17 protein-coding genes and 2 pseudogenes are annotated in these 23,047 nt (G+C 75.0%); 9 read left to right on the plus strand and 10 right to left on the minus strand.

The window, feature by feature from the left end:
- Positions 1 to 64: 64 nt before the first annotated feature.
- Genes ABD324_RS03520 through ABD324_RS03540 form a run of 5 tightly spaced genes read right to left on the minus strand, consistent with a single transcriptional unit; the run spans position 65 to position 5,025 of the window.
- Positions 65 to 649, minus strand: a complete 585-nt coding sequence (locus ABD324_RS03520) for an acyltransferase (RefSeq protein WP_344412266.1) — start codon at positions 647 to 649, stop codon at positions 65 to 67.
- The gene (locus ABD324_RS03525; protein WP_344412268.1) at positions 646 to 1,743 is read right to left on the minus strand and encodes a DegT/DnrJ/EryC1/StrS family aminotransferase; all 1,098 of its coding nucleotides are present in this window, start codon (positions 1,741 to 1,743) and stop codon (positions 646 to 648) included. The genes ABD324_RS03520 and ABD324_RS03525 overlap by 4 nt, the downstream gene beginning before the upstream one ends.
- A gap of 29 nt (positions 1,744 to 1,772) precedes the next feature.
- A complete protein-coding gene (locus ABD324_RS03530) occupies positions 1,773 to 2,888 on the minus strand; it encodes a DegT/DnrJ/EryC1/StrS family aminotransferase (protein ID WP_344412270.1) in 1,116 nt (371 codons plus the stop codon).
- Between the two features lie 8 nt (positions 2,889 to 2,896).
- Positions 2,897 to 3,898, minus strand: coding sequence for an NAD-dependent epimerase/dehydratase family protein (locus ABD324_RS03535; protein ID WP_344412272.1), 1,002 nt, complete (start codon positions 3,896 to 3,898; stop codon positions 2,897 to 2,899).
- Complete coding sequence (locus ABD324_RS03540; protein WP_344412274.1) at positions 3,895 to 5,025, minus strand: Gfo/Idh/MocA family protein; 1,131 nt, start codon at positions 5,023 to 5,025, stop codon at positions 3,895 to 3,897. The genes ABD324_RS03535 and ABD324_RS03540 overlap by 4 nt, the downstream gene beginning before the upstream one ends.
- A gap of 403 nt (positions 5,026 to 5,428) precedes the next feature.
- On the opposite strand from ABD324_RS03540, the gene ABD324_RS03545 reads away from it, so the two are divergent.
- On the plus strand, positions 5,429 to 6,745 hold the full coding sequence (locus ABD324_RS03545) for a lipopolysaccharide biosynthesis protein (RefSeq protein ID WP_344412276.1): 1,317 nt from the start codon (positions 5,429 to 5,431) through the stop codon (positions 6,743 to 6,745).
- A 69-nt stretch (positions 6,746 to 6,814) separates the two neighbouring features.
- On the opposite strand, the gene ABD324_RS03550 is transcribed toward ABD324_RS03545, so the two are convergent.
- Positions 6,815 to 8,287 (minus strand): NAD-dependent succinate-semialdehyde dehydrogenase, encoded by a 1,473-nt coding sequence (locus tag ABD324_RS03550; RefSeq protein ID WP_344412278.1) that lies wholly within the window; start codon positions 8,285 to 8,287, stop codon positions 6,815 to 6,817.
- A gap of 65 nt (positions 8,288 to 8,352) precedes the next feature.
- Here ABD324_RS03550 and ABD324_RS03555 point away from each other — a divergent pair, with 65 nt between their 5' ends.
- The gene (locus ABD324_RS03555) at positions 8,353 to 9,564 is read left to right on the plus strand and encodes an acyl-CoA dehydrogenase family protein (RefSeq protein ID WP_344412280.1); all 1,212 of its coding nucleotides are present in this window, start codon (positions 8,353 to 8,355) and stop codon (positions 9,562 to 9,564) included.
- Positions 9,561 to 10,586: an acyl-CoA dehydrogenase family protein gene (locus tag ABD324_RS03560; RefSeq protein ID WP_344412282.1), complete on the plus strand. Its 1,026-nt coding sequence runs from the start codon at positions 9,561 to 9,563 to the stop codon at positions 10,584 to 10,586. Before ABD324_RS03555 ends, ABD324_RS03560 begins: the two co-directional genes overlap by 4 nt.
- A 44-nt stretch (positions 10,587 to 10,630) precedes the next feature.
- Here the strand turns inward: ABD324_RS03560 and ABD324_RS03565 are convergent, their stop codons facing one another.
- Positions 10,631 to 11,098 (minus strand): pyridoxamine 5'-phosphate oxidase family protein, encoded by a 468-nt coding sequence (locus tag ABD324_RS03565; RefSeq protein WP_344412284.1) that lies wholly within the window; start codon positions 11,096 to 11,098, stop codon positions 10,631 to 10,633.
- Positions 11,099 to 11,129: 31 nt separating this feature from the next.
- Here ABD324_RS03565 and ABD324_RS03570 point away from each other — a divergent pair, with 31 nt between their 5' ends.
- From ABD324_RS03570 to ABD324_RS03585, 4 genes and pseudogenes are all read left to right on the plus strand, one after another.
- On the plus strand, positions 11,130 to 12,230 hold the full coding sequence (locus ABD324_RS03570) for a type III PLP-dependent enzyme domain-containing protein (RefSeq protein WP_344412286.1): 1,101 nt from the start codon (positions 11,130 to 11,132) through the stop codon (positions 12,228 to 12,230).
- Positions 12,231 to 12,245: 15 nt separating this feature from the next.
- Positions 12,246 to 12,587: pseudogene (gene speD, locus ABD324_RS03575) on the plus strand (adenosylmethionine decarboxylase); the annotation flags it as partial.
- Between the two features lie 186 nt (positions 12,588 to 12,773).
- Positions 12,774 to 13,439: pseudogene (locus ABD324_RS03580) on the plus strand (spermidine synthase); the annotation flags it as partial.
- Positions 13,440 to 13,561: 122 nt separating this feature from the next.
- Positions 13,562 to 14,449, plus strand: a complete 888-nt coding sequence (locus ABD324_RS03585; RefSeq protein WP_344412288.1) for an SGNH/GDSL hydrolase family protein — start codon at positions 13,562 to 13,564, stop codon at positions 14,447 to 14,449.
- Positions 14,450 to 14,691: 242 nt separating this feature from the next.
- On the opposite strand, the gene ABD324_RS03590 is transcribed toward ABD324_RS03585, so the two are convergent.
- Positions 14,692 to 16,332, minus strand: a complete 1,641-nt coding sequence (locus ABD324_RS03590) for a bifunctional 3'-5' exonuclease/DNA polymerase (protein ID WP_344412290.1) — start codon at positions 16,330 to 16,332, stop codon at positions 14,692 to 14,694.
- Complete coding sequence (locus ABD324_RS03595; RefSeq protein ID WP_344412292.1) at positions 16,325 to 18,046, minus strand: FAD-dependent oxidoreductase; 1,722 nt, start codon at positions 18,044 to 18,046, stop codon at positions 16,325 to 16,327. The genes ABD324_RS03590 and ABD324_RS03595 overlap by 8 nt, the downstream gene beginning before the upstream one ends.
- Positions 18,047 to 18,128: 82 nt before the next feature.
- On the opposite strand from ABD324_RS03595, the gene ABD324_RS03600 reads away from it, so the two are divergent.
- Positions 18,129 to 18,974 (plus strand): LLM class F420-dependent oxidoreductase, encoded by an 846-nt coding sequence (locus tag ABD324_RS03600; RefSeq protein WP_344412294.1) that lies wholly within the window; start codon positions 18,129 to 18,131, stop codon positions 18,972 to 18,974.
- Between the two features lie 30 nt (positions 18,975 to 19,004).
- Positions 19,005 to 21,290: an FUSC family protein gene (locus ABD324_RS03605; RefSeq protein ID WP_344412296.1), complete on the plus strand. Its 2,286-nt coding sequence runs from the start codon at positions 19,005 to 19,007 to the stop codon at positions 21,288 to 21,290.
- 183 nt (positions 21,291 to 21,473) lie between these two features.
- Here ABD324_RS03605 and ABD324_RS03610 read toward each other — a convergent pair whose 3' ends face one another.
- The gene (locus ABD324_RS03610; protein WP_344412298.1) at positions 21,474 to 23,027 is read right to left on the minus strand and encodes an MFS transporter; all 1,554 of its coding nucleotides are present in this window, start codon (positions 23,025 to 23,027) and stop codon (positions 21,474 to 21,476) included.
- Positions 23,028 to 23,047 lie beyond the last annotated feature (20 nt).

Raw genomic sequence — 23,047 nt, forward strand, 5'->3', positions numbered from 1 at the left:
ACGCCGCCGGCCCGTGCGGTGGCGTGACCCGGGTGGCCTGGACCGGCGGCGTGCCGGGTGCCGGTCAGACGGCCCGCAGGCCGCCCTCGGCGAGCCGCTCGTGCCGGGTGCCGCACTCCGGGCAGGTGAGGGTCTCGTCGAGCCGGACGCCGCAGGCGCACACCCAGCCCTTCTGCCGGGCCGGGTTGCCGACGACGAAGGCGTGCGCCGGCACGTCCCCGGTGATCACCGCGCCGGCACCCGCGAAGGCGTGCTCGCCGATCTCGGTGCCGCACACCACGACCGCGCCCGCTCCCAGGGTGGCGCCGCGGCGCACGGTCGTGGACATCAGCGCCTCCGGCCCGCGCTTGATCGCGGAGCGGGGCCGCATGTCGTTGGTGAAGAGCACGTTGGGGCCGAGGAAGACGTCGTCCTCGCAGGTCACGCCGGTGAAGACCAGCACGCCGTTCTTCACGGTGACGTTGTCCCCGAGCACGGCGCCGCCCTCGACGAACGCGCCGTCGCACACGTTGCAGTCCCGGCCGATGCGCGCGCCCGGGAGCACGTGGGCGAAGGCCCAGACCCGGGTCCCCGCGCCTACGTCGGTGCTCTCGCAGAGCCCGCGCTCGTGGACGAAGACGCCCGCGGCGGTTCTGGCAGCACCGGTCACGCGAGCGCCTCGGTGAGCACCTCGACGACCCGGCGCTGCTGCTCCTCGGTGATCTGCGGGTACAGCGGCAGGCTGAGGATGCGGTCCGCCATGGCCTCGGCGACGGGGAAGTCGCCCGCCTTGCCGAGGTTCCCGAAGGCCTCGGTGAGGTGGACGGGGGTGGGGTAGTGGATGCCCGCGCCGACACCGTTGGCGTTGAGGTGGGCGAGGACCTCGGCCCGCTTCTCGACCTCGATGACGTACAGGTGCCACACCGGCTCGTTGCCCGTGGTGACCGTCGGCGTGGTGACCGGGAGGTCCGCGAGGAGGGCGTCGTAGCGGGCGGCGGCCTCGCGGCGCAGCGCGTTCCATGCGTCGAGGCGCTTCAGCTTCGCGCTCAGCACCACGGCCTGGATCGTGTCGAGCCGGCTGTTGACGCCGATCACGCTGTGCTCGTACTTGCGCGGCGAGCCGTGCGCGCTGATCAGCCGGACCCGCTCGGCGAGCTCCGCGGAGTTCGTGAGCACCGCCCCGGCGTCGCCGTACGCGCCGAGGTTCTTGCCCGGGTAGAAGCTGGTGCCGGCGATGTCGCCGACCGCCCCGGCCCGCAGGCCGTCGCGGCGCGCGCCCTGGGACTGGGCCGCGTCCTCCACGATCCGCACCCCGGACGGCAGCCCGTCCCGCAGCCGGGCGACGTCCGCGACCTGGCCGTAGAGGTGCACCGGCAGGACCGCGCGGGTCCGGTCGGTGACCGCGGCGAGCGCGGCGTCGACGTCGATCAAGGCGGTGCCGGGCTCACAGTCCACCAGCACGACCTCGGCGCCCGCCCGGACGACCGCCTCGGCGGTGGCGATGAACGTGTTGGCCGGGACGAGGCACTCGTCGCCGGGGCCGACGCCCAGGGCCCGCAGGGCCAGCTCCAGGGCGTCGGTGCCGTTGGCGACGCCGACCACGTGCTCCACACCGGAGTACGCGGCGTACTCCGCCTCGAACGCGGCCACCGCCGGCCCGCCGACGAACGCGGTGCGGGCCAGGACCTGCGCCCAGCCCTCCGCGACCTCGGCGGCCACCTCGGCGTGCTGGGCGGCCAGGTCGACAAGGGGGATGTTCGCCACGGTTCTCCTCGGCAGGGGGTCGGGGTGCGTCAGACGGTGGGGGCGAGGTCCAGCGCGTCCGCCAGGGCGTCGACCACCAGCTTCTGCTCGGCCTCGCCGATCTCGTGGTGCACGGGCAGGATGATCGTCGAGCGGGTGAGGTGCTCGGTGACCGGCAGCGGGCCGTGCGGGTGGCCCGCGTAGGCCGGCTCCAGGTGCGAGGCCATGATCCCGCGGCGCGCGGAGATCCCGGCCGCGGCCAGCGACCCGAGCACCGCGACCTGGTCCGCGCCCGCGGGCAGCTCCACCCAGAACGACTGGTAGTTGCCGGTGCCGTGGGCGGGATCGGTGACCGCGCGCAGGCCGAGCGGTTCCAGCAGCTCCCGGTACCGCGCGGCGATCGCGCGCCGCTGCGCCACGATCCCCGGCAGCCGGCCGAGCTGCACGAGACCCATCGCGGCCTGCATGTCCGTCATCCGGTAGTTGAACGCCGTCTCGGCGTACCCCTCGAGGACGACCTTGCTGCCGGCGGCGTGCCGGTCCGCGGCCGACACCGTCATGCCGTGCTCGCGCAGCCTGCGGATCCGGGCGGCCCACTCGGCGTCGTCCGTGGTGACCATCCCGCCCTCACCGGTGGTGAGCAGCTTGCGGGGATGGAACGACCAGGCGGCCAGCAGCGCGCCGGTGCCGACCGGCTCGCCGTTGAGCGTGGCCCCCGCGGCGCAGGCGGCGTCCTCGACGACCGGGACGGCCCCGACTGCGCCTCGGATGGCCGGGACGTCCGCGGGCTGGCCGCCCTGGTGCACCACCAGCACGGCCTTCGTGCGCTCGGTGAGCACGGCCGCGACGGAGTCGGCGGTCAGGTTGCCGTGCTCCGCGGAGACGTCCGCGAACACCGGCGTCGCGCCGCAGTAGCGGATCGCGTTGGCCGTGGCGATGAACGAGAACGAGGGACACACCACCTCGTCGCCCGGGCCCACCCCCAGCACGTAGAGGGCCAGGTGCAGCGCGGTGGTGCAGTTGGACGTCGCGACGGCGTGCGCGGCCCCGACGTGCGCGGCGAAGGCCTTCTCGAACTCCGCGACCCGCGGGCCCTGGGCCACCCAGCCGGACCGGACGGCGGCGGCGACGGCCTCGGCCTCCTCGTCGCCGAGGAGGGGCTTCATGACCGGGATCACGCGGAGATCCCCTGGGTCTCCGCCTGCCACCACGCCACGAGCCCGCGCAGCCCCTCGTCCATCCCGATCGTCGGCTTCCAGCCGAGGTCGCGGGCGGCGGCGGAGATGTCCGCGAGCCGGCGGGTGACGCCGTTGACCTGCCGCGCCGGGCCGAACTCCGGCGTGAGGTCGGAGTCCATGGCGGCCAGCAGCGCCTCGGCCAGCCCGGCGAGGCTGATCTCCTGGGCGGTGGCGATGTTGTAGACCTCGTCCGTGACCGGGGCCTGCGCGGCCAGCACGTTGGCGCGGGCGATGTCGTGGACGTGCACGAAGTCCATCGTCTGCAGGCCGTCGCCGAAGATCAGCGGGCGCTCCCCGCGGGCGATCCGCTCCATCCAGCGGATCAGCACCTCGGTGTAGACGCCGTACGCGTCCATCCGCGGGCCGTAGACGTTGAAGTAGCGCAATGCCACGTAGTCGAGGCTCTTCATGGCGTGGAAGCTGCGGAGCATGCCCTCGTTGAACGCCTTCGCGGCGCCGTAGAAGGTGTCGTTGTTGTACGGGTGGTGGCGCTCGGTGGTGGGGAACTGCTCGGCCAGCCCGTAGACCGACGCCGACGAGCTCGCGACGACCTTCTTCACCCCGGCCTCGACGGCCTGCTCGATGACGGTGAAGGTGCCGTCGACCAGCGACTCGAGAGCGGTCCGCGGCTGCTCGGCGCACTGCGTGATGCGCAGGGCCGCGAGGTGGAAGACCAGGTCCTTGCCGGCCGTCAGCTCCCGCACGACGCCGAGGTCGTTGATGTCGCCCTCGACGAGGGTGAGCCGGTCGCCGGCCTTCTCGGCCGCGGCGGCGATGTTCTCCCGGCGCCCGCGCACCAGGTTGTCCAGGACCACGACCTCGGCCGCACCGGCGTCGACCAGCTGGTCCACGAGCGTCGAGCCGATCGTGCCCGCACCGCCCGTGACCAGGATCCTCTGTCCGGAAACCGGCTGGGCAGCCTTGGCTGACTCGGTCACACCGTCACCTCTCCACGGCCGCGCTGGGCCATCGTGGTCGCCACGTTCTCGATGACCCCGGCGCGATCGCCCGGGGCGTGCTGCAGATCCCGGATCCGGACGGACTGGCCGTCCTTCGCCAGGCTCTCCGACGCCGCCTCGAGGATGGCGAGGACCCGCAGGCCCGCGAAACCGTCGGTGAGCGGGCGCCGCTTCTCCGTGATCGCCGCGGCGAACTCGACCATGACCGACCGGAGGGCCTCCAGGTTGGCCAGGGCGGGGGCGACGGTGTCCCCGGTGCGGTAGGAGACGATCTGGCGGCCGCGCACGTCGGCGTCCGCCAGCTCGTCGTTGCGCTCCACGCCACGGTCGTGCTCGGACAGCCGCTGGGTGGGGTTGAGGTCGTCCCAGATGATCGTCCGCGCCGAGCCGCCGACGACGAAGGTGCGGATCTTGGTGGGGGACAGCCAGTTCACGTGCACGTGCGCGAGCGCGTCGTTGGACAGGCGCAGGGTGAGGTGGGCCACGCAGGCGTGCCCCGCGCCCACCGGGTCCGAGCCGTGCGCGGCCACGGAGACGGGGAAGACGTCGTCCGGGAGGATCGCGTCGAAGATCGACAGATCGTGCGGGGCGAGGTCCCACAGCACGTCGACGTCCGGCTGCACGATGCCGAGGTTGATCCGCACCGAGTCGAGGTACTGCAGGTCGCCGAGGCGGCCGCTGCGCAGGGTCTCGCGGATGTGCCGGACCTCGGAGGTGTAGCAGAAGGTGTGGTCGACCATCAGCACGCGGCCGTGCTTCTCGGCCGCCTCGACCAGCTGCCGGCCCTCCTCGTAGGTGGGCGCGAGCGGCTTCTCGATCAGCACGTGCTTGCCGGCCTCGAGCGCCGCCATGCCGATGGCGTGGTGCGTGGCCGCCGGGGTGGCGATCGCGACCGCCTGCACGGCCGGGTCGGCGAGCACCTCGTCGAGCTTCGTGGAGATCGCCACGGTGGAGTAGTTGCCGAGGACCGCGCGGGCGCGGCCCTCGTCGAGGTCGCAGAGGTACTCGAGCCGGAGGCCGGGGGTCTGCTGCGCGTTGCGGACCAGGTTGGGGCCCCAGTACCCGCCGCCGACCACCGCGATGCCGATCGGACTCGCCGTTTCCACCCTGCTGGCTCCCCTCGGTGTGACACGTCGTCCGGTCGGACCCTACAAAAGGCCGGAACGATCACCGGACCCGCGTCCCGCCAGGCGTTCGGGGGCGGGGCCTTCACCCGATCGTCGGATGCCCGGAACGGGTCGTTACCGCTAGGGAGGCCCGCGACGGTTCCACGACGCACCCACTAGACTCCGGCGCCATGACGACGGTCCGGCGCAGCTCCCACGCCCGTCCGCCGGTGGTTCCCGCCGTGTCCTCCTCCCGCGTCCGCGGGCAGCAGTGACCCGGCCGGACTCCGAGGCGGCACGTTCCTCGACGGCGGGTCCCCCCGCGACCCCGCCCACCGCCCTTCCGCCGACCGCTCTCCCGCACGGCGCGCCCGACGGCTCGGTCGGCCCGGCGGTGGCCGCCGTGGCCGAGCAGCCGGACGGCGGCTCCGGGAAGCGGGCCCTGTCCGACGGGCTCTCCCTCGCCATCAGCGGCGCGGTCGGCTCGGTCGCGGGCCTGGTCAGCTGGCTGATCGCGGCCCGGATCATGCCGCAGGAGGCGGTCGGCTACGCCTCGGCGTTCGTGTCCGCGTTCCTGCTGGTCGCGGGCGTGGCGCAGCTCAACCTCGACTCCGCGATGATGCTGTGGATGCCGCGGGCGGGCAAGCGGGCCACGACCCTGTTCTGGCGCAGCCACCTGGTGATCATCCCGTCCTGCGCGCTGGTCGGGCTGGTGTACGTGCTGCTCGAGCCGCTGATGGCGCGGACCGGTGCCGGGGACGTCCTGCCCGTCTGGGCGGGCGGGCTGATGTTCCTCGCCGCCGGCATCGGCTGGGGCCTCTGGGGCGTCCACGACTTCAGCCTCATCGCGATCGGCAAGACCTGGTGGGCCTCGTGGCGGAACATCGCGTTCGCCGTCGTGCGCATCGGGCTGCTCGTGGCGCTGGGCGCCTCCTTCGGCCAGTTCGCGATCGTCCTGTCGTGGGTGCTGCCGATCGTCCTGTTCACCGTCGGCAGCGCCGTGGTCGGGGGCATCTCCACCCGGAACTTCGCGCGGGCGTCGGACCAGGAGTGGCTGCCCACCCGGCGCGAGGCGGCGCGCTTCCTGGGGCCGACCACGTTGGCCCACTGGGGCACGGTGCTGCTGTTCAACCAGGTCGCCGTCATCGTGACCCAGCGCTTCGGCGGGGCGACGGGCGCGGCGTTCTTCATCGCCTGGCAGGCCGTCATGGTGATCGACATCGCGGTCCAGCGGTTCATGCAGTCGCTGTCCGCCCAGCTCGCCCGGGACCCGGCCAACATCGCCGCGCACATCCGCGCGTCCCGGCTGCGGCTCTACAAGATCTTCCTGCCGATGATCGTCGCCGGCATCCTGCTGGCGGGCTTCGGGCTGTCGCTGTTCGGGCCGGGCTACGCCGAGGCCGCGAACGTGCTGCGGATCCTGCTGCTCGGCATGGTCGCGCGGCTCGTGATCACCCACGAGCTGGGTGTCCGGCAGGCCCTGCACGACGGGTTCGGCTACGCCCGCCTGCAGCTGATCAGCACGGCCTTCGTGATCGGCGTCGCGCTGTTCACCCCGATCGGCCCCGCCCTGGCGGACGGCGCGCACCCCGTGAACCAGCTCCTGCCGGTGGCCATCGGCTACGCGGTGAGCCAGACCCTGTGCGCCCTGGTGCTCCTGATCTGGCCCCGCATCCGCCCCGGCGGCCCGAAACCCCGCGAGCTCCACATCGACGCCTGACCCTGCGCGTCATGGAGCCACGCCTGCCGTCTCCGGCCCTGAGAACGACAGGTGTGGCTTCCTGGCGCACTAGGTGAGGCCGCCGATCGCGACGTACTTGAGCTCCAGGAACTCGTCGATGCCCACGGTGCCGCCCTCGCGGCCCAGACCGGACTGCTTGATGCCGCCGAACGGGGCGGCCGGGTTGGACACCAGCCCGGTGTTCAGCCCCACCATGCCGCTCTCGAGCCGCTCCGAGATCCGGAGCGCTCGGTCGAGGTTCTGCGTGAACACGTAGTTGACCAGGCCGAACTCGGTGGCGTTGGCGGCGGCGAGGGCCTCGTCCTCGGTGTCGAAGACCGAGATCGGCGCGACCGGCCCGAAGATCTCCTCGTGGTTGAGACGGGAGTCCTGCGGGACGTCCGTGAGCACCGTCGGGCGGTAGAAGTAGCCCGGTCCCGCCACCGGCTCGCCGCCGACCTTGACCGAGGCGCCGTGCGCCAGCGCGTCCCCGACGAGGTCGACGACCTTGTCGCGGCCCTTGGCGTCGACCAGCGGGCCGACCTGCACGCCGTCCTCGGTGCCGCGGCCGACGGTGAGCGCGCCCATCCGCTCGGCGAGCTTGCCCGCGAACTCCTCGGCGACGCCGCGCTGCACGTAGAAGCGGTTGGCGGCGGTGCAGGCCTCGCCCATGTTGCGCATCTTGGCGAGCATCGCGCCCTCGACCGCGGCATCGACGTCGGCGTCGGCGAACACCAGGAACGAGGCGTTGCCGCCCAGCTCCATGGAGGTCCGGAGCACCTTCTCGGCGCACTGCTCGAGGAGCTTGCGGCCCACGCCGGTCGAGCCCGTGAAGGAGAGCTTGCGCGCCCGGCCGTCCCGGATGATCGGCTCCATGACCGCACCGGCGTCCGTGGCATTGATCACGTTGAGGACGCCCGGGGGCAGGCCGGCGTCGAGCAGGATCTGGCCGAGGGCGAACATCGACAGCGGGGTCTGCGGCGCCGGCTTGATCACCGCGGTGCAGCCGGCGGCGATCGCGGGGCCGATCTTGCGGGAGCCCATGGCCAGCGGGAAGTTCCACGGCGTGATGAACACGCAGGGCCCCACCGGCTGCTTCATCACGAGGAACCGGCTGCCGCCCGCGGGCGCGGTCGCGTAGCCGCCGTCGATGCGGACGGCCTCCTCGGAGAACCAGCGGAAGAACTCGGCGGCGTAGGTGACCTCGCCGCGCGACTCGGCGAGCGGCTTGCCCATCTCCAGCGTCATGAGCAGGGCCAGCTCGTCGGTGCGGGCGAGCATGGCCTCGTAGGCGCGGCGCAGGATCTCCCCGCGCTCCCGGGGGGCCATCGCGGCGAACCCGGCCTGGGCCTCGTGGGCGGCGGTCAGCGCCGCCATGCCGTCCTCGGGCGTCGCGTCCGCGACCTCGGCGAGCACCTCGCCGGTGGCCGGGTCCTCGACCTTCGTGGTGGCACCGTTCGAGGCGGGCCGCCACTCGCCGCCGATGAGCAGCCCGGTCGGGACCGACTCGAGGACCGTGCGTTCGAGATCGGGGTTCGTCATGCCCCGGATCGTGCCATCGCCGCCGGGCCGCTGCAGAGGGACGGGACGTCGGCTAGAAAGATCCGGTGACGGACAGCGCGACCGCGACGACGGCTGGTTCGACGCCACCGCCCCCGAGGCTGCCGGGCCTCGTCCCGGCCCCGGTCGACCTCCCCGGGCGCGTGGCGGGCCTGCGCGCCGAGGTGCGGTCGTTCGTGGCGGACGAGCTGGCCGCCGGTGCCTGGACCCCCCGCGAGGACACCTGGCTCTCCGGCTGGGACGAGCGGTTCAGCACGGAGCTCGGGAAGCGTGGCTGGCTCGGGATGACCGTGCCCACGGAGTACGGCGGGCACGGTCGGGGGGCGCTCGAGCGCTACGTCGTGACCGAGGAGCTGCTCGCCGCCGGTGCGCCCGTGGCGGCACACTGGGTCGCGGACCGGCAGATCGGCCCGTCCCTGCTGCGCTTCGGGACCGAGGAGCAGCGCCAGGCCTTCCTGCCGGGGATCGCGCGCGGCGAGATCTACTTCGGCATCGGCATGTCGGAGCCGGACTCGGGCTCGGATCTCGCGTCGGTGCGGTCGAGGGCCGACAGGGTCGACGGTGGCTGGGAGCTCACCGGCACCAAGGTGTGGACGTCCGGGGCGCACCACGCGCACGCCTTCTTCGCCCTGGTCCGGACCTCGCCGAAGGACGACACCGACCGCCACGCCGGGCTCTCGCAGCTGATCGTGGAGCTGGACCGCCCGGGCATCACGATCCGGCCGATCCCGCTGCTCACGGGCGCGCACCACTTCAACGAGGTGGTGTTCGACAAGGTCTTCGTCCCGGACACCCGGGTGCTCGGCGAGATCGGCCAGGGCTGGCACCAGGTCACCTCGGAGCTGGCGTTCGAGCGGTCCGGGCCGGAGCGGTACCTGTCGACCTTCCCGCTGCTCGTCGCGCTGCTCCGGGAGATCTCCGCGCAGGACCTCGACGCCGGCCGGCGCCGGGACCTGGGCGGCCTGGTCGCGCGCTACTGGACGTTGCGGCGGCTGTCCCTGTCGATCGCCGGGGCCCTGGAGGCCGGCGAGGCGCCGGAGCTGTCCGCCGCCGTCGTCAAGGACCTGGGGACGCGGTTCGAGAACGAGGTGATCGACGCGGCCCGGCTGCTGTGGTCGGTCCCACCGGACCCGAGGGCCGAGGCGGGCTACGCCCGGCTCCTGGCCGACGCGGTGCTGCACGCCCCCGGTTTCACGCTGCGGGGTGGGACGAACGAGATCCTGCGCGGGATCGTGGCACGAGGGCTGGGACTGCGGTGAGTGCAGCACGCAACGACCTGGAGGACCTGGCCGAGTCCGTCTTCGGCGACGCCTGGGGCACCGGCACGGCGCTGGACTCCGCACTGTGGGCCACCCTGGAGGAGACGGGCCTGGCCCGGCTCACCCTGCCCGAGGCGGCCGGGGGATCGGGCGGCACGCTCGTCGACGCCGCGGAGATCCTGATCGCGGCCGGCCGGTTCGCCGCCCGTGTCCCCCTGGTGGAGACGGACCTGCTGGCCGGCTGGCTGCTGCAGGCCGCCGGGCTGGAGGTGCCCGCCGGCCCGCTCACGGCCGTCCTGGGTGCCGAGCTGAAGGTCCCCGCGGTCAGCGGGGAGCCGGTCTCCGGGACGCTGCGCCGGGTGCCCTGGGGTCGTTCGGCCGCCGGTGTGGTCGTGCTGGCAGGGGAGCGGGTGCTGCTGCTCGATCCGGCGTCCGCGCAGGTCACCGAGGGTGTGAACCTCGCGGAGGAGCCGCGCGACGAGCTCGCGTTCGCCGGCGTGGTCCCGCTCGCCGCCGGGACCGTGCCCTCGCGGGTCCAGATCGAGTACCCGTTGCGGGCGGCGCTCGGGCGGGCACTGCTGCTGGCCGGCGCGGCGAGCTCGGCGCTCGCGATGGCGGTGCGGTACGCGACGGAGCGGGTGCAGTTCGGCCGCCCGATCGCGAGGCTGCAGGCCATCCAGCAGCAGCTCGCGCTCGCCGGCGCCGAGGTGGCGGCCGCGGTGGCCGCCTCACAGGCGGCGGCCCTGCTCGCGCAGCGGGACGGCGTCGTCGAGGCGTCGCTCGCGATCGCCGCGGCCAAGTCCCGGTGCGGCGAGGCGGCCGGTGTCGTCGCCCGCATCGCCCACCAGGTCCACGGCGCGATCGGCTTCACCCGCGAGCACGACCTGCGGCTCGTCACGACCCGGCTGTGGGCCTGGCGGGAGGAGGACGGCACCGAGGCCCAGTGGAACGACCGCCTCGGCGCCCGTGCCCTCGAGGCCGGCCCCGACGGCCTCTGGCCCCTGCTCACCGGGACCCCCTGAACCGCCCGGTGCGCGGGCACCGGTGCCCGCGCACCGGTGGCGCCCTACGAGGCCGGGATCTTGCGGAAGTCCCAGCTGTTGATCTTCTCGGGGCGCAGCCGGAGCCAGCCGTGCCGGCCGTCGTTGGCGACCTGGCCGCCGGTGTACTTGTCGGCGAAGGCCTGCTCGACCTTGTCCAGCTCGGCGTTCGGCTCGCCGGTGCGGGGGATCTCGCCGACCGGTTCCACGCGCCCGCGCAGCTCCGCGCCGCGGAGCTCGCCGTACTCGTGTCCGGCGTCGACCACCACGGCCATCCGCGGGTCCTGCTCCAGGTCCTTCCACCGCTGGGCGCGGGTCAGCGAGGTCAGCCACAGCGAGGTGCCGTCCCAGTGGAACCAGAGCGGGGTGGCGTGCGGTCCGTGGGTGCCGGTGGTGGCGACGCGGCAGGTGCGCTGCTCGGCGAGGAAGGCGTCGAGCTCCTGGCCGGTCATGGCGATGGCCCGGCCCCGCTTCTGGGTCTTGGGTGCGGTCATGGTCAGCGACGCTACCGGGCATGATCGGCGGGTGCTCTCGCCCGCACTCGACACCTTCCTCGCCGAGGCCCGGCCGACGCCGTTCCTCGTGCTCGACCCGGGTGTCGTGGCGGAGCGGTACGCGGAGCTGCGGGTGGCGTTCCCGCAGGCGGAGCTGCTCTACGCCGTGAAGGCGTGCCCGGAGCCGGAGGTCCTGCGGCGGCTGGTGGCGCTCGGCTGCGGGTTCGACGTGGCGGGGGCCGAGGAGATCGCGCTGTGCCTCGCGGCGGGCGCGGATCCCGGCACGCTCTGCCACGGCAACCCGATCCGCGGGCCGGGTGCCGCCGCTCGGGCCGCCGAGCGCGGCGTCCACCGTTTCGTGACGGACAGCGCCGAGGACCTCGCCCTGCTCCCGGCCGGCGCGCAGGTGCTGGTCCGGGTCGTGGTGGTGGACGAGGGCTCGGCCACCCCCTTTCTCGGCAAGTTCGGCGCGCTGCCCGCCGAGGCGGTCCGGCTGGCGCGCGGCGCGGCCGGGGTGGCCTTCCACGCCGGCTCCCAGCAGGTCCGCCCGGAGGCGTTCGCGGCGGGTGCCCGGACCGCGCTGCGGGTCGCCGGGGCCGCCGGGATCCGCCGCCCGGTGCTCGACGCCGGCGGCGGCCTGCCCGTCCGCTACCGCACCGACGTGCCCCCGCCCGAGGCCTACGCCGCGGCCCTCGACGAGGCGGTCGGGGCCGCCGTCGCCGCGGGGGACGTCGACGGGGCCCGGCTCGTCCTCGAACCGGGACGCGCCCTGGTCGCCGAGGCCGGGGTGCTGCGGGCCGGGGTGCTGCGGGTGTCGCGACGGCCGGGGATCGACCACCGGCGCTGGGTCTACCTCGACGTCGGCCGCTACCAGGGCCTCGCCGAGACCGAGGGGGAGGCGATCGACTACCCGGTGCGGGTTCCCGGCCGCGACGGCCCGCCCGGCCCGGTCGTGCTCGCCGGCCCCACCTGCGACGGCGACGACGTCCTCTACCGCCGCCGCCCCTACGCGCTGCCCGCCGACCTGGCCGCCGGCGACGTGGTCGACCTGCTCGCCGCGGGCGCCTACACCTCCAGCTACGCCGCCGTCGGCTTCAACGGCCTGCCCCCGCTCACCGTCCACGTCCTCTGAAATACCGTTCGTGGCATGTCCTCTCCCATCGGCCGGCACGTGCTCGCGGAACTGGGTGGCCTGCCCGCAGCGCTGCTCGACGACTCCGCCGCGCTGGAGAAGGCGCTGCGCGCGGCGCTGACGGGTGCGGGCGCGACCGTGCGGCAGGTCGTCGCCGAGCGGTTCGCCCCCCAGGGCGTCACGGTCGTGGCGGTGCTCGCCGAGTCCCACGCGTCGATCCACACCTGGCCCGAGCTGGGCAGCGCCTACGTCGACGTCTTCACCTGCGGCGACAGCGCCGATCCCGTACGCGCGGTGGCGGACCTGGCCGCCGCGCTCGGCGCCGGGAGCTGCGCGGTCGAGGTCGTCGAACGCGGCGCACCGGGTGTCGTCGACGAGCCGATCTCGCCCGGGGTCACCCGCCGCTGGCGGCTCGACGGCGTGCGCGTGCGTGCGCGGACCGCCCTGCAGGACGTGCTGGTCGCCGACACCGCACAGGGCGTCACCCTGTTCTGCGACGGTGAGCGGCAGAGCGCCGAGCACACCCAGCTGACCTACCACGAGGCCCTGTTCCTGCCGGCCGCGCTGCTGGCCGAGCGCCGCGAGCGCGTGCTCGTGATCGGCTCCAGCGAGGGCGTGGTGAGCGAGCTCGCGGTCACCGCCGGCGCCATCCGCGTGGACCACGTGGATCTCGACGACGAGTGCGTGCGGCTCTGCGCCGAGCACCTCCCGTACGGCTACACCCCGGCCTCGCTCGCGGCCGCCGAGCGAGGCGAGGGCCCGGTGCGCGTCCACTACGCCGACGGGCGCGCGTTCGTCCGCGACACGGCCGAGAGCTGGGACGTGATCGTCGTCGACCTGCCGGACGAGCGGCCCGACGAGCCGGACAACCAGCTCAACCAGCTCTACACCGAGCGGTTCCTGCGCGACTGCGCCGCGCGGCTGCGGCCCGGGGGAGTCGTCGTGAGCCAGGCAGGCAGCCCGGCCGTGTGGCGGGACGCCACGCTGCGCGCCGCCTGGGCGCGGTTCGGTGCGGTCTTCGGCGGCCGGATGTACGTCGGCAGCCCGGAGCACGAGTGGGCCTTCCTGTGCGGGACGGCCGATCCCGTGCCGGATCCCGCGGAGGTGGCGGCCGGACGCCTCGGCGAGCTGTCGGTACCGCCGCGCACGCTCGACGCCACCGACCTGCGGTCGCACTGCGTCCCGCCGCTGGCCCTCCGCTCCGTGTAGGCCCTCGCGTCACACGGTCGGGCGGAACTGCGTCCGCGCTCGTGGGGGGCTCGTTAGTGTCCCGGTGGTGCCGGCCTCCGGCACCGCCGTGACCCGCCCCCTGCCGGAGGACCTGCTCACCGATGCCCGCGCGCTCCCGCTCCGCCCGCCTGTTCCTGCTGGTCGTCGGGGTGGTGACCCTGCTCGCAGGCACGGCGGGGGTCGCGGCCGCCGAGGAGTCGGGGCCGCCGCGGTACGTCGCGCTCGGCGACTCCTACACCGCGGGCCCGCTGGTCCCGCCGCAGCAGGGCGGGCCGGTCGGGTGCCTGCGCTCCGGCGAGAACTACCCGAACGTCGTCGCCCGTGGGCTCGGCGCCACCCTCGTGGACCGCAGCTGCAGCGGCGCGACCACCGCGGACCTGAGCACGGCGCAGTCGCTGCCGCTCGGCGACAACCCGGCCCAGTTCGGGGGCCTGACCGGCGACGAGTCCGCGGTCACCCTGGGCATCGGCGGCAACGACATCGGCTTCGCGCAGATCATCGAGCAGTGCGCGCTCCGCTCGCCGCTGCAGCCCCTCGGCAGCGCGTGCCGCGACTACTACGGCGACCAGCTCGACCAGCGCATCAGCGACACCGGGGCGAAGGTCGCCGCCGCCCTCGCCGCGGTGGGCGAGAGGTCCCCGCACGCGGCGGTCGCGCTCGTCGGCTATCCGGCGCTGCTCCCGGACACCGGCCCGGGCTGCTTCCCCGTCGTGCCGTTCAGCCCCGGTGACGTGGCGTGGCTGCGCGGGATCGAGAAGGACCTCAACGCGATGCTCGCCGCACGGGCCGCGGCCGCCGGCGCGACCTACGTGGACACGTACACCCCGACGATCGGTCACGACATGTGCCAGGTCCCGGGCGTGAAGTGGATCGAGGGCCTGGTCCCGACCTCCCCGGCCGCCCCCGTGCACCCCAACGCGCAGGGCATGGAGGCCATGGGCCGCGCCGTCCTCGACGCGCTCGGCGCCCCCGGCTCCGCCGCCGCCTGACGGCCCACCCCACGGCCGGCCGCCCCCCACCCCCGCGAGTCGGCACTTCCGGGAGTGCGAGTCACACGTCTGCGACGCCCCGTCACGGCCGCCTCAGGCTCGGCCGGACCGCCGCAGGCCCGGACCGCCGCAGGCGCGGATCACCGGAGCGGAGGCAGGAGCTCCGGGCGGTTGCCGACGGCGCCCTCCGCCGAGCCGCGGCGGTGGCCGGGGAGGCGCAGCCCCGTGAAGCCGGTGTGGCGCTACTTCTCGGCGTAGGAGTCCACCGGTTCCGCCGGCATCGGGACCCGGACCGGGGTGTCGCCGAAGAGCGTGCGGGTCGCGGTGTCCGCGGCGGCCTGGACGAGCTCGGCGGCGTCCGCGGCACCGTCGGCCGGGCCGTGCAGGAGCACCTCGTCGTGCTGGAAGAACACCAGCGCCGCGGGATCCCCCGCCCGGTGCAGGGCCGACCGCAGCTCCGCCAGCAGGATCAGCGCCCACTCCGCGGCCGTGGCCTGCACCACGAAGTTGCGGGTGAACCGGCCGCGCGCCCGGGCCCGCGCCGGAGCCTCGTCCCCGGGCCGGGCGGGCGGCGAGGTGCGGCCCAGCCAGGAACGGACGATCCGGCCCTCCTCCCCGTCCCGGGCGGCGGACTCGACCACCTCGACGGACGCCGGGAAGCGCCGCCGCAGCAGCGCGAGGTGCACCCCGGCGTCGCCGGAGGTCTGGCCGTAGATGGCCGAGAGGACCGCGAGCTTGGCCTTCGCGCGGCCGTCCTCGGCGTCCGGCCCGAACATCTCCGCCGCGAGGCCCGCGTACAGGTCGGAGTCCCGCCCCCGGCCACCCGCGCGGGCGAGCGCGGTGTCGCCGGCCATCGCGGCGAGGATCCGGGGCTCGAGCTGCGCGGCGTCGGCGACCACGAGCTTGTTGCCCGGATCGGCCCGGACGGCCGCCCGCACGGCCTTCGGGATCTGCAGCGCCCCGCCGCCCCGGGTCGCCCAGCGCCCGGACACGACCCCGCCGACGACGTACTCGGGACGGAAGCGGCCGTCGTGGACCCAGGTGCGCAGCCAGGCCCAGCCGTGCGCGGCGTGCAGGCGCGCGAGCTCCTTGTAAGCGAGCAGCGGCGCGACGCCCGGATGGTCGATCCGCTTGAGCACCCAGTTGCGGGTGTTGGGGACCTCGAACCCGGCGCGGGCGAAGGCGCGCAACACCTCCGCGGGGGAGTCCGGGTTGAGGGGGCGGCCGAAGGCGGCGTCGATCTCGGCGGCGAGCGCGGTGAGCTTCTCGGGCCGGGCGAACCCGGCGGGACGCGGGCCGAGCGCCTCGGTGAGCAGCGCGTCGTGCACCGCGGCGTCCCACGGCAGGCCCTCGGCGCGCATCTCCTCGGCCACGATCCCGCCCGCGGACTCGGCCGCCGCGAGCATGGCGAGCCGCGAGTCGCCGGCGAGCGCCTTCCGTTGTGCCGCATGGACCTCGACGACGGCGGCGAGCGTCTCGGCCGCCGGCGGCGCGGCGCTGCGGAACAGCCCCGGCGGCTCGTCCCAGGAGTCGTCCGGCGCGGGATCCGGTTCCTCGGGCAGCCCGGCGAGCCGGGCCGCGGCGGCCGCGAGCCCGTGGGGCGCGCCGAACCGCCCGGCGGCCGCCACGAGCAGACCCTCCACCAGCTCGACGTCGTGGGCGCGGGTCAGCCGCGCCCCTCGCGCCAGCAGCGCCCGGTAGGTCCGCGGGTTGCGCCAGACCCAGCGGGGCGCCCGGCGGTCGAGCTCCGACAGCGCGGACGCCTCGACGGCCGACACCGGCCCGAGAGGCACGCCCAGCTCGTCCAGGTGCTGGACGAGGACGGGGCCCTCGGGCTCGGCGTGCACCGCGATCCTCGGTGCGGCCCCGGCCCGCTCAGCCACCGCGGTTCCGCCCCAGCCTGCCGAGCCGGTGCACCGGCAGCCCCGCCAGCATCCCCCGGGCCGCGATCCCGCGGATCTCCTCGGCACCCGCGCCGCAGGCGTCGAGGATGTCGTTGGCGGCCAGCACCCCCGTCATCGAGGCCCGCTCCATCAGCCCCGACGGGTAGGGGCAGTCGACGAAGTCCCCGGCGACCCGGATGCCCGGTGCGTCCGTGACCACCCCGGGACGGGTGCCGGCGCTGCCGGGTGGGAAGGCGGGGGCGGTGGCCTCGATCCGCTCGTGCACGTGCCGGACCTGCGCCGACGCCGTCTCGGGCCAGAGCCCCGCGAGCTCCGCCCGCATGCGCGCGGTCGCGTCGGCCGGCGTGCGGCAGGCGTAGGAGTGGAGCTCCAGCACGGAGCCCCCGGTGCGGGCCGCCCAGCGGGCCGACTCGCCCTCGAGCCGCGAGTAGATCGTGACCGAGTCCAGGGTCGGCTCCCCGGCGACGGCGCTGAACACCGCGCGATCGGGCCCGACGTCCCGGTCGAGCCACAGCCGGCTCACCGCGAAGGGCGGTGCGACCTGCAGCGCCGCAGCACGCCGCACGAGGTCGGGTGCCACCGGCGAGCCCGCGAGCAATGCCTGCAGCGCACCGGGATCGAGCGCCAGCACGACGTGCTCCGCGACGACCGGGTCCGAGGCGGCACCGCCGCCCCGCGACCCCGGCCCTCCGCCGTCACCCGAACCGTGCCCACCGACGGCCGGGACTGGCCCATCGACGGCCGCGTCCCGTCCACCGGTACCCGCGCCCGGGCCGCCGATCCCCGCCCGGCCGCGGTCGATCCGGACCTCCCAGCCCCCCTCGACCTGCGCCAGCCCCGCCACGCGGGCGCCCGTGCGCACCACCCCACCGCGTTCCCGCAGGTACTCGGCGAGGGGGGCCCAGATCGCGGTGAGGTGGTCCTCGGACGGGGCGTCGAAGCCGATACCGGCGGGATTGCCGAGGAAGTAGTAGTGGAACATCGCGACCAGCTCCGCGGCCGACAGCCCGTCCTGGTCGCAGAAGAACGACCGGGCGAAGGCCTCGAACAGCATCTGCCGCGCCCGCTCCGACACCCCCAGCCGGGCCAGGAAATCGGCGGCGCTCATCCCGTCGAACCGCTGTGCGGTGTCCTCGGGCGAGTGGGCGAGGAGCGCGAAGCCGAGGGCGGCGTCCGCTCCCAGGATCTCGCGGATCCGCAGGCTGGGGGAGCGGGCGAACAGCGCGAGCAGGTTGAACGGCGGCGCGGCGGGCAGGTTCCCCAGGTCCTCCGCGGGCCAGCGCCGCGCGATCACCGGATAGCCCTCGACCGGCCGCAGGAACCCCAGCGACGGATCGGCGCGGCGCAGGATCGACCGCCACGTGTCGTAGTGGCGGAAGAAGGCGTGGAAGCCGTGCTCCACGACCTGCTCCGACCCGTCCGGCAACGTGACCGGCCAGGCCCCGAGCCGCCCGCCCAGCCAGGGCGCGGCCTCCAGGAGCGTGACCTCCGCACCGCGCTCGGCCAGCACGATCGCCGCGCTGATCCCGGCGATCCCGCCGCCGACCACCGCTACCCGGGTGCCGGCGGGCACCCGGCCGGGCCGCCCCGCGACGAGCACGTGCGGCGCGCGGCGCCAGGGCACCGTGCGCGCGGGACGCCCGGACGCCGGGCGACCCGAGGGCGCCGGTCGCGGCAGCGAGGGAGAGCTCACGAGGCGCACTCTACGAACGACCCCCGACAGGAATGCGCACCGGCGGGCCCTGGTTGCCCGGAAGGACGAGAGGGAGGTCACCATGGCGGTGGATGTGGGCAGGTACGGGATCTGGGCCCGCGAGGACCAGCTGACCCCGGAGGTGGCGGCCGAGATCGAACGGCTCGGCTTCGGCGCGATCTGGATCGGCGGCTCCCCGCCCGCGGACCTCGCTCACGCCGAGTCGCTGCTCGCCGGGACCGGGCGGATCGCGGTGGCCACCGGCATCGTCAACATGTGGAAGGACCCGGCGGACGCCGTCGCGGCCTCGTACCACCGCATCGCGGAGCGGTACCCGGACCGGTTCCTGCTCGGCGTCGGCATCGGGCATCCCGAGGCCACCGCGGAGTACCGCTCCCCGTTCGAGACGATCGTCAGCTACCTCGACGAGCTCGACGCGGCAGGCGTCCCGGTGGAGGGTCGAGCGCTCGCGGCCCTGGGCCCGAAGGTGCTGCGGGTCGCGGGGGAGCGCACCGCCGGCGCCCACCCCTATCTGACGACGCCGGCCCACACGGCCGAGGCCCGCGAGATCCTCGGCGCGGGCCCCCTGCTCGCACCCGAGCACAAGGTCGTCCTCTCCGACGATCCGGAGCACGCCCGCGCGATCGGCCGGCCCAAGGTCGTCAGCCCCTACCTGCGGCTGTCGAACTACCGGCGCAACCTGCTCCGCCTCGGCTTCACCGAGAAGGACCTCGACGAGGCCACCGATCCGCTGATCGACGCGCTGGTCGGCCACGGCACGCCGGACGCGGTGGCCGCCGCGCTCACCGCCCACCTCGACGCCGGCGCCGACCACGTCTGCGCCCAGATCCTCACCGAGGACGGCGGCCCGGGGCCGGAGTACACGACCGCGTTGCGTGCGCTCGCCGGAGCACTTCCGTTGCGCTGAGCGGAGACCTGACGTGCGAGACTCCCGGACGTGCGGGGGCGGGCCTGGGTCGGTGAGCTGCGCACCTGGGTGACGGGCGTGGACCCCGGGCTGGGCCGGTTGCGCCTGGCCGGGGTCGCGGTGGCCGCCATGGTGCTGGCGGTCGCGATCATGTCCGTGGTGCGGGTCGTGAGCGGCCGGCCGATCACCGTGGTCCTGTTCGCCGCCGTCCTAGCCATGATCAGCAACCTGGCCGTGAACGAGCCGGCGGCCGGGCGTCGCGCCGCCACCACCGCGCTGATGATCCCGCCGGCCGCGGCGGCGATCGTGGTCGGCACGCTGCTCTCGGCGCACAAGCTGGTGTCGGACATCGTGTTCGTGCTGGTCATGATGCTCGCGGTGTACATCCGCCGGTTCGGCCCGCGCGGGATGGCGCTGGGCATGGCGCTGTTCATGCCGTACTTCTTCACCCAGTTCCTGCAGGCCCGACCGGCGGAGCTGCCGTGGCTGCTGATCGCGGCGCTGGCCGGGATCGGCTCGACGCTGCTGCTGCGCTGCTGGGTGTTCGCGGAGAAGCCCGAGAAGGTGCTCGACCGGCTGCTGCGGGCCACGGTCGCGCACGTCCACGCCGTGGCCGCCGCCGTGATCGACGTCCTGGAGGCCCCGGCCGACGACCGCCCGGACATCGACCGCGCCCTCGCCGTGCTGCACCGCCGCCGGGTCCGGCTCAACGACACGATGCTGCTGGTCGTGGACCGGATCGAGCAGCGCTCCGGCGACGAGCCGGTGGCCGACGACCGGCGGCTCTCCCTCGAGGTCGCGGACCTGGAGCTGGCCGCCGAGCGGCTCGCCGTCGCGACCCGCCGGCTCGCCGACGACCCGACCCGGCCGGGCGCCCTCGATCCGGAGCTGCGGCGGTCCATGATCGCCGGGGTCCGCGGGATCGTGGCGGCCACCGCGACCGGTGCGCCGCCGGGGCTCCGGTCCACGGCGCTGGACGGCGCCCGCCGCGCGGTCGACGCGCTGGTCGCGGAGCACAGCGGCGTTCGCCCGCGCGAGCAGCGGGTGGCCTTCGCCGTGACCCGGCTGGCCGACGCGCTGGAGGCGGAGGGCCGCATTCCCGAGCCGGTCGGGACGGCGCTCGAGGACCTGGCGGACGAGGAGCCGCGTCCGGGGCGCGAGCCGGACCGGATCTCGCTGTCCACCCGCCAGGCCGTGCAGGTCGGGGTCGCGACCAGCCTCGCGATCGTCGCGGGCGAGCTGATCTCGCCGGCCCGCTGGTACTGGGCGGTCGTCGCGGCGTTCGTGGTGTTCGCCGGCACCGCCAGCCGAGGCGACGTCCTGACCCGGGGCGGGCAACGGCTGCTCGGGACCGTCGGCGGCGTCGTGGCGGGGATGGTGCTGGCGTTCCTGGTGGGCGGCCACGTGATCGCGACCCTCGTGCTGCTCGCCGTGTGCGTGTTCCTCGCCCTGTACCTGGTCCGGATCTCGACGGCGCTGATGGCCTTCTGGATCACCGCCGTCCTCGCCCTGCTCTACGGCCTGCTGGGCCAGTTCTCCGTCGAGACGCTGGTGCTCCGCGTGGTCGAGACGGCGGTGGGAGGGGCCCTCGGCGGTCTCGCCGGATTCCTGGTGCTCCCCAAGCACACCCGCGCCGCCTTCCGGGACGCCCTGGACGACACCGTCGCCGCGGTCGACGCCTGCCTCGACGCCGCCGTCGACCGGATCACCGGCCGCCCGCCCGTAGACTCCCCGGTCGAGCTCGCCCGCGAGGTCGACGAGCAGCTCGGGATCCTCCGGGCGCGCGCCAAGCCGCTGGACAACCCGCTGCCGCGCCGCCACGGCCGGGGCAGCTACCAGCGCGCCCTGCGGGTGCTCACCGCCGTCGACCACTACGCGCGGGCGCTCGCGCTCGCCTCCGAGCGGCTCGACGTCCCGGAGTGGGCCCCGACGCTGGACCCGGCCGCCGCCCGGGTGCGGGCCAACATCGCCGCGCTGGGCGGCCTCCTACGGCCCGACGGGCGCGGATCGGACCGGCAGGCGTCGAAGAGCCCGGCCCGGTATGGCACCGACGGGCAGGGAGCGGACGGGCAGGGAGCGGACGGGCAGGGAGCGGACGGGCAGGGCGCGGAGCCGGACGTCGAGTCGGCGGAGCAGGTGGTCGACGAGGCCGAGTCCTGGGCGTCGACCTGCGACTCCGCCCCGCTGCGCCGCGAGCTGCTCGGCGCGATCCGGCTGCTGCGTCGGATCGACCAGGTCGTGGTGGGCTTCGCCGGCGACCTCTCGGGCACCGCCCCCGACCCCGACCGGGCCCCGGGCACCCCCGTCCGGCACTGATCCGCCCCGCCACGGCATGAGCGAGTGGCACTCTCGCTCATGCCTGGTGAGCGAGAGTGCCGTTCGCTCGACGTCGGTGAGCGACCGGAGCGCCGACACCTCCCCGGTGAGCGAGCGGCAGCGTCGCTCAGTCCTGGTGAGCGAGAGCGCCCGCGCCGGGGCCGGGGGCCGGGGTGGCGGCGCTCAGCGGTCGGCGGCGTCGCGCGGGTAGACCTGCGGGCCGGTGATGCCGCAGTGGGCGCAGCGTTCCAGGGGGATCCGCTCCAGCGGCGGGCCCACCGGCTCCGGAGCGGCAGGGGAGGGGCCCGCGTCCTCCGGACCCCCGAGCTTCGACCGCACCCCCACCGCCGACACCAGCCCGCCCAGCACCAGGAGCCCCGCGCCGATCAGCAGCGCCGTGCGGAAGCCCGCCTCGAAGGCCACGGGATCGGAGTAGTCCGCGTTCCCGATCCCCGCGGCCCCCGGGATGACCGCGACCGCCAGCAGCCCCGCCGCCCGCGCGACCGCGTTGTTCACCCCCGAGGCCGAGCCCGCGTACCGGTCCGGGGCCGCGTCGAGGACGCTCGCGGTCAGCGGGGCGACGGTGAGGGCGAGCCCGGCCGCGAAGACCAGGACGGCCGGCAGCACGTCCGTCCACCAGGAGGCGTCCGGCCCGATGCGGCGCATGAGCAGCAGCCCGACGGCGGCGACGAGCGGCCCGACCGTCATCGGGATCCGCGGCCCGATCCGCTGTGCGAGAGCACCGGAGCGCGCGGAGAACAGCAGCATCACGACCGTCACCGGGAGCAGCCCGGCGCCGGCGAGCGCGGGCGTGAACCCCGCGACGATCTGCAGCGCCAGCACGAGGAGCAGGAACAGTGACCCCAGCGCCGCGTAGACCAGCAGCGTCACGATGTTCGCCGCGGTGAACACCCGGTTCGCGAACAGCGCCGGCGGCACGAGCGGATGCGGCGACCGCCGCTCGACGACCACGAACGCGGCCAGCGCGAGGACCCCGACGGCGAGCGTCGCCCAGGTCGCCACGCTGCCGCCCGACGCGCCGAGCTCGGTGAGGGACCAGGTGAGCGCGGCCAGCCCGGCGACGGCCAGGGCCGTCCCGGTCAGGTCCAGGCCCGGGGCCGCCGCGGGGTCACGGCTCTCCGAGACGTGCTTCATCGCCACGACGATCACCAGCGCCGCGAGCGGCAGGTTCAGCAGGAACACCGCCCGCCACGTCCACTCCACCAGCCAGCCGCCCAGGAACGGGCCGATCGCGCCCGCGATCCCGCCGAGCCCGGACCAGGCCCCGACGGCGGCCGCCCGGTCCTTCCCGTGGAAGGAGGACGAGATGATCGCGAGGCTCCCCGGCGTCAGCAGGGCCCCGCCGACGCCCTGCAGCGCCCGCGCCGCGACCAGGAGCTCGATGTTCGGCGCCAGCCCGCACGCCAGGGAGGCCAGCGCGAACCACGCCACCCCGATCAGGAACACCCGCCGCCGCCCGTACCGGTCGCCGAGCGAGCCGCCGAGCAGGATCAGCGCGGCCAGGGCGAGCGTGTAGGCGTTGACCGTCCACTGCAGACCGGTGAAGCCGGCGCCGAGGTCCTCGCCGATGTGCGCGAGGGCCACGTTGACCACCGTGCCGTCGAGCATCGCGAGGCTCGAGCCGAGCACCGTCGTCAGCAGCACCCAGCGGCCTGCCGGACTGCCCATCCGGAGCCCGTCGGCGGCCGCGGGGCCCGGCACGTCCTGCGAGGTCATCGGGCTCCCGTCGACGGGTG

This window comes from Pseudonocardia ailaonensis (assembly GCF_039531635.1).
GTDB lineage: Bacteria > Actinomycetota > Actinomycetes > Mycobacteriales > Pseudonocardiaceae > Pseudonocardia > Pseudonocardia ailaonensis.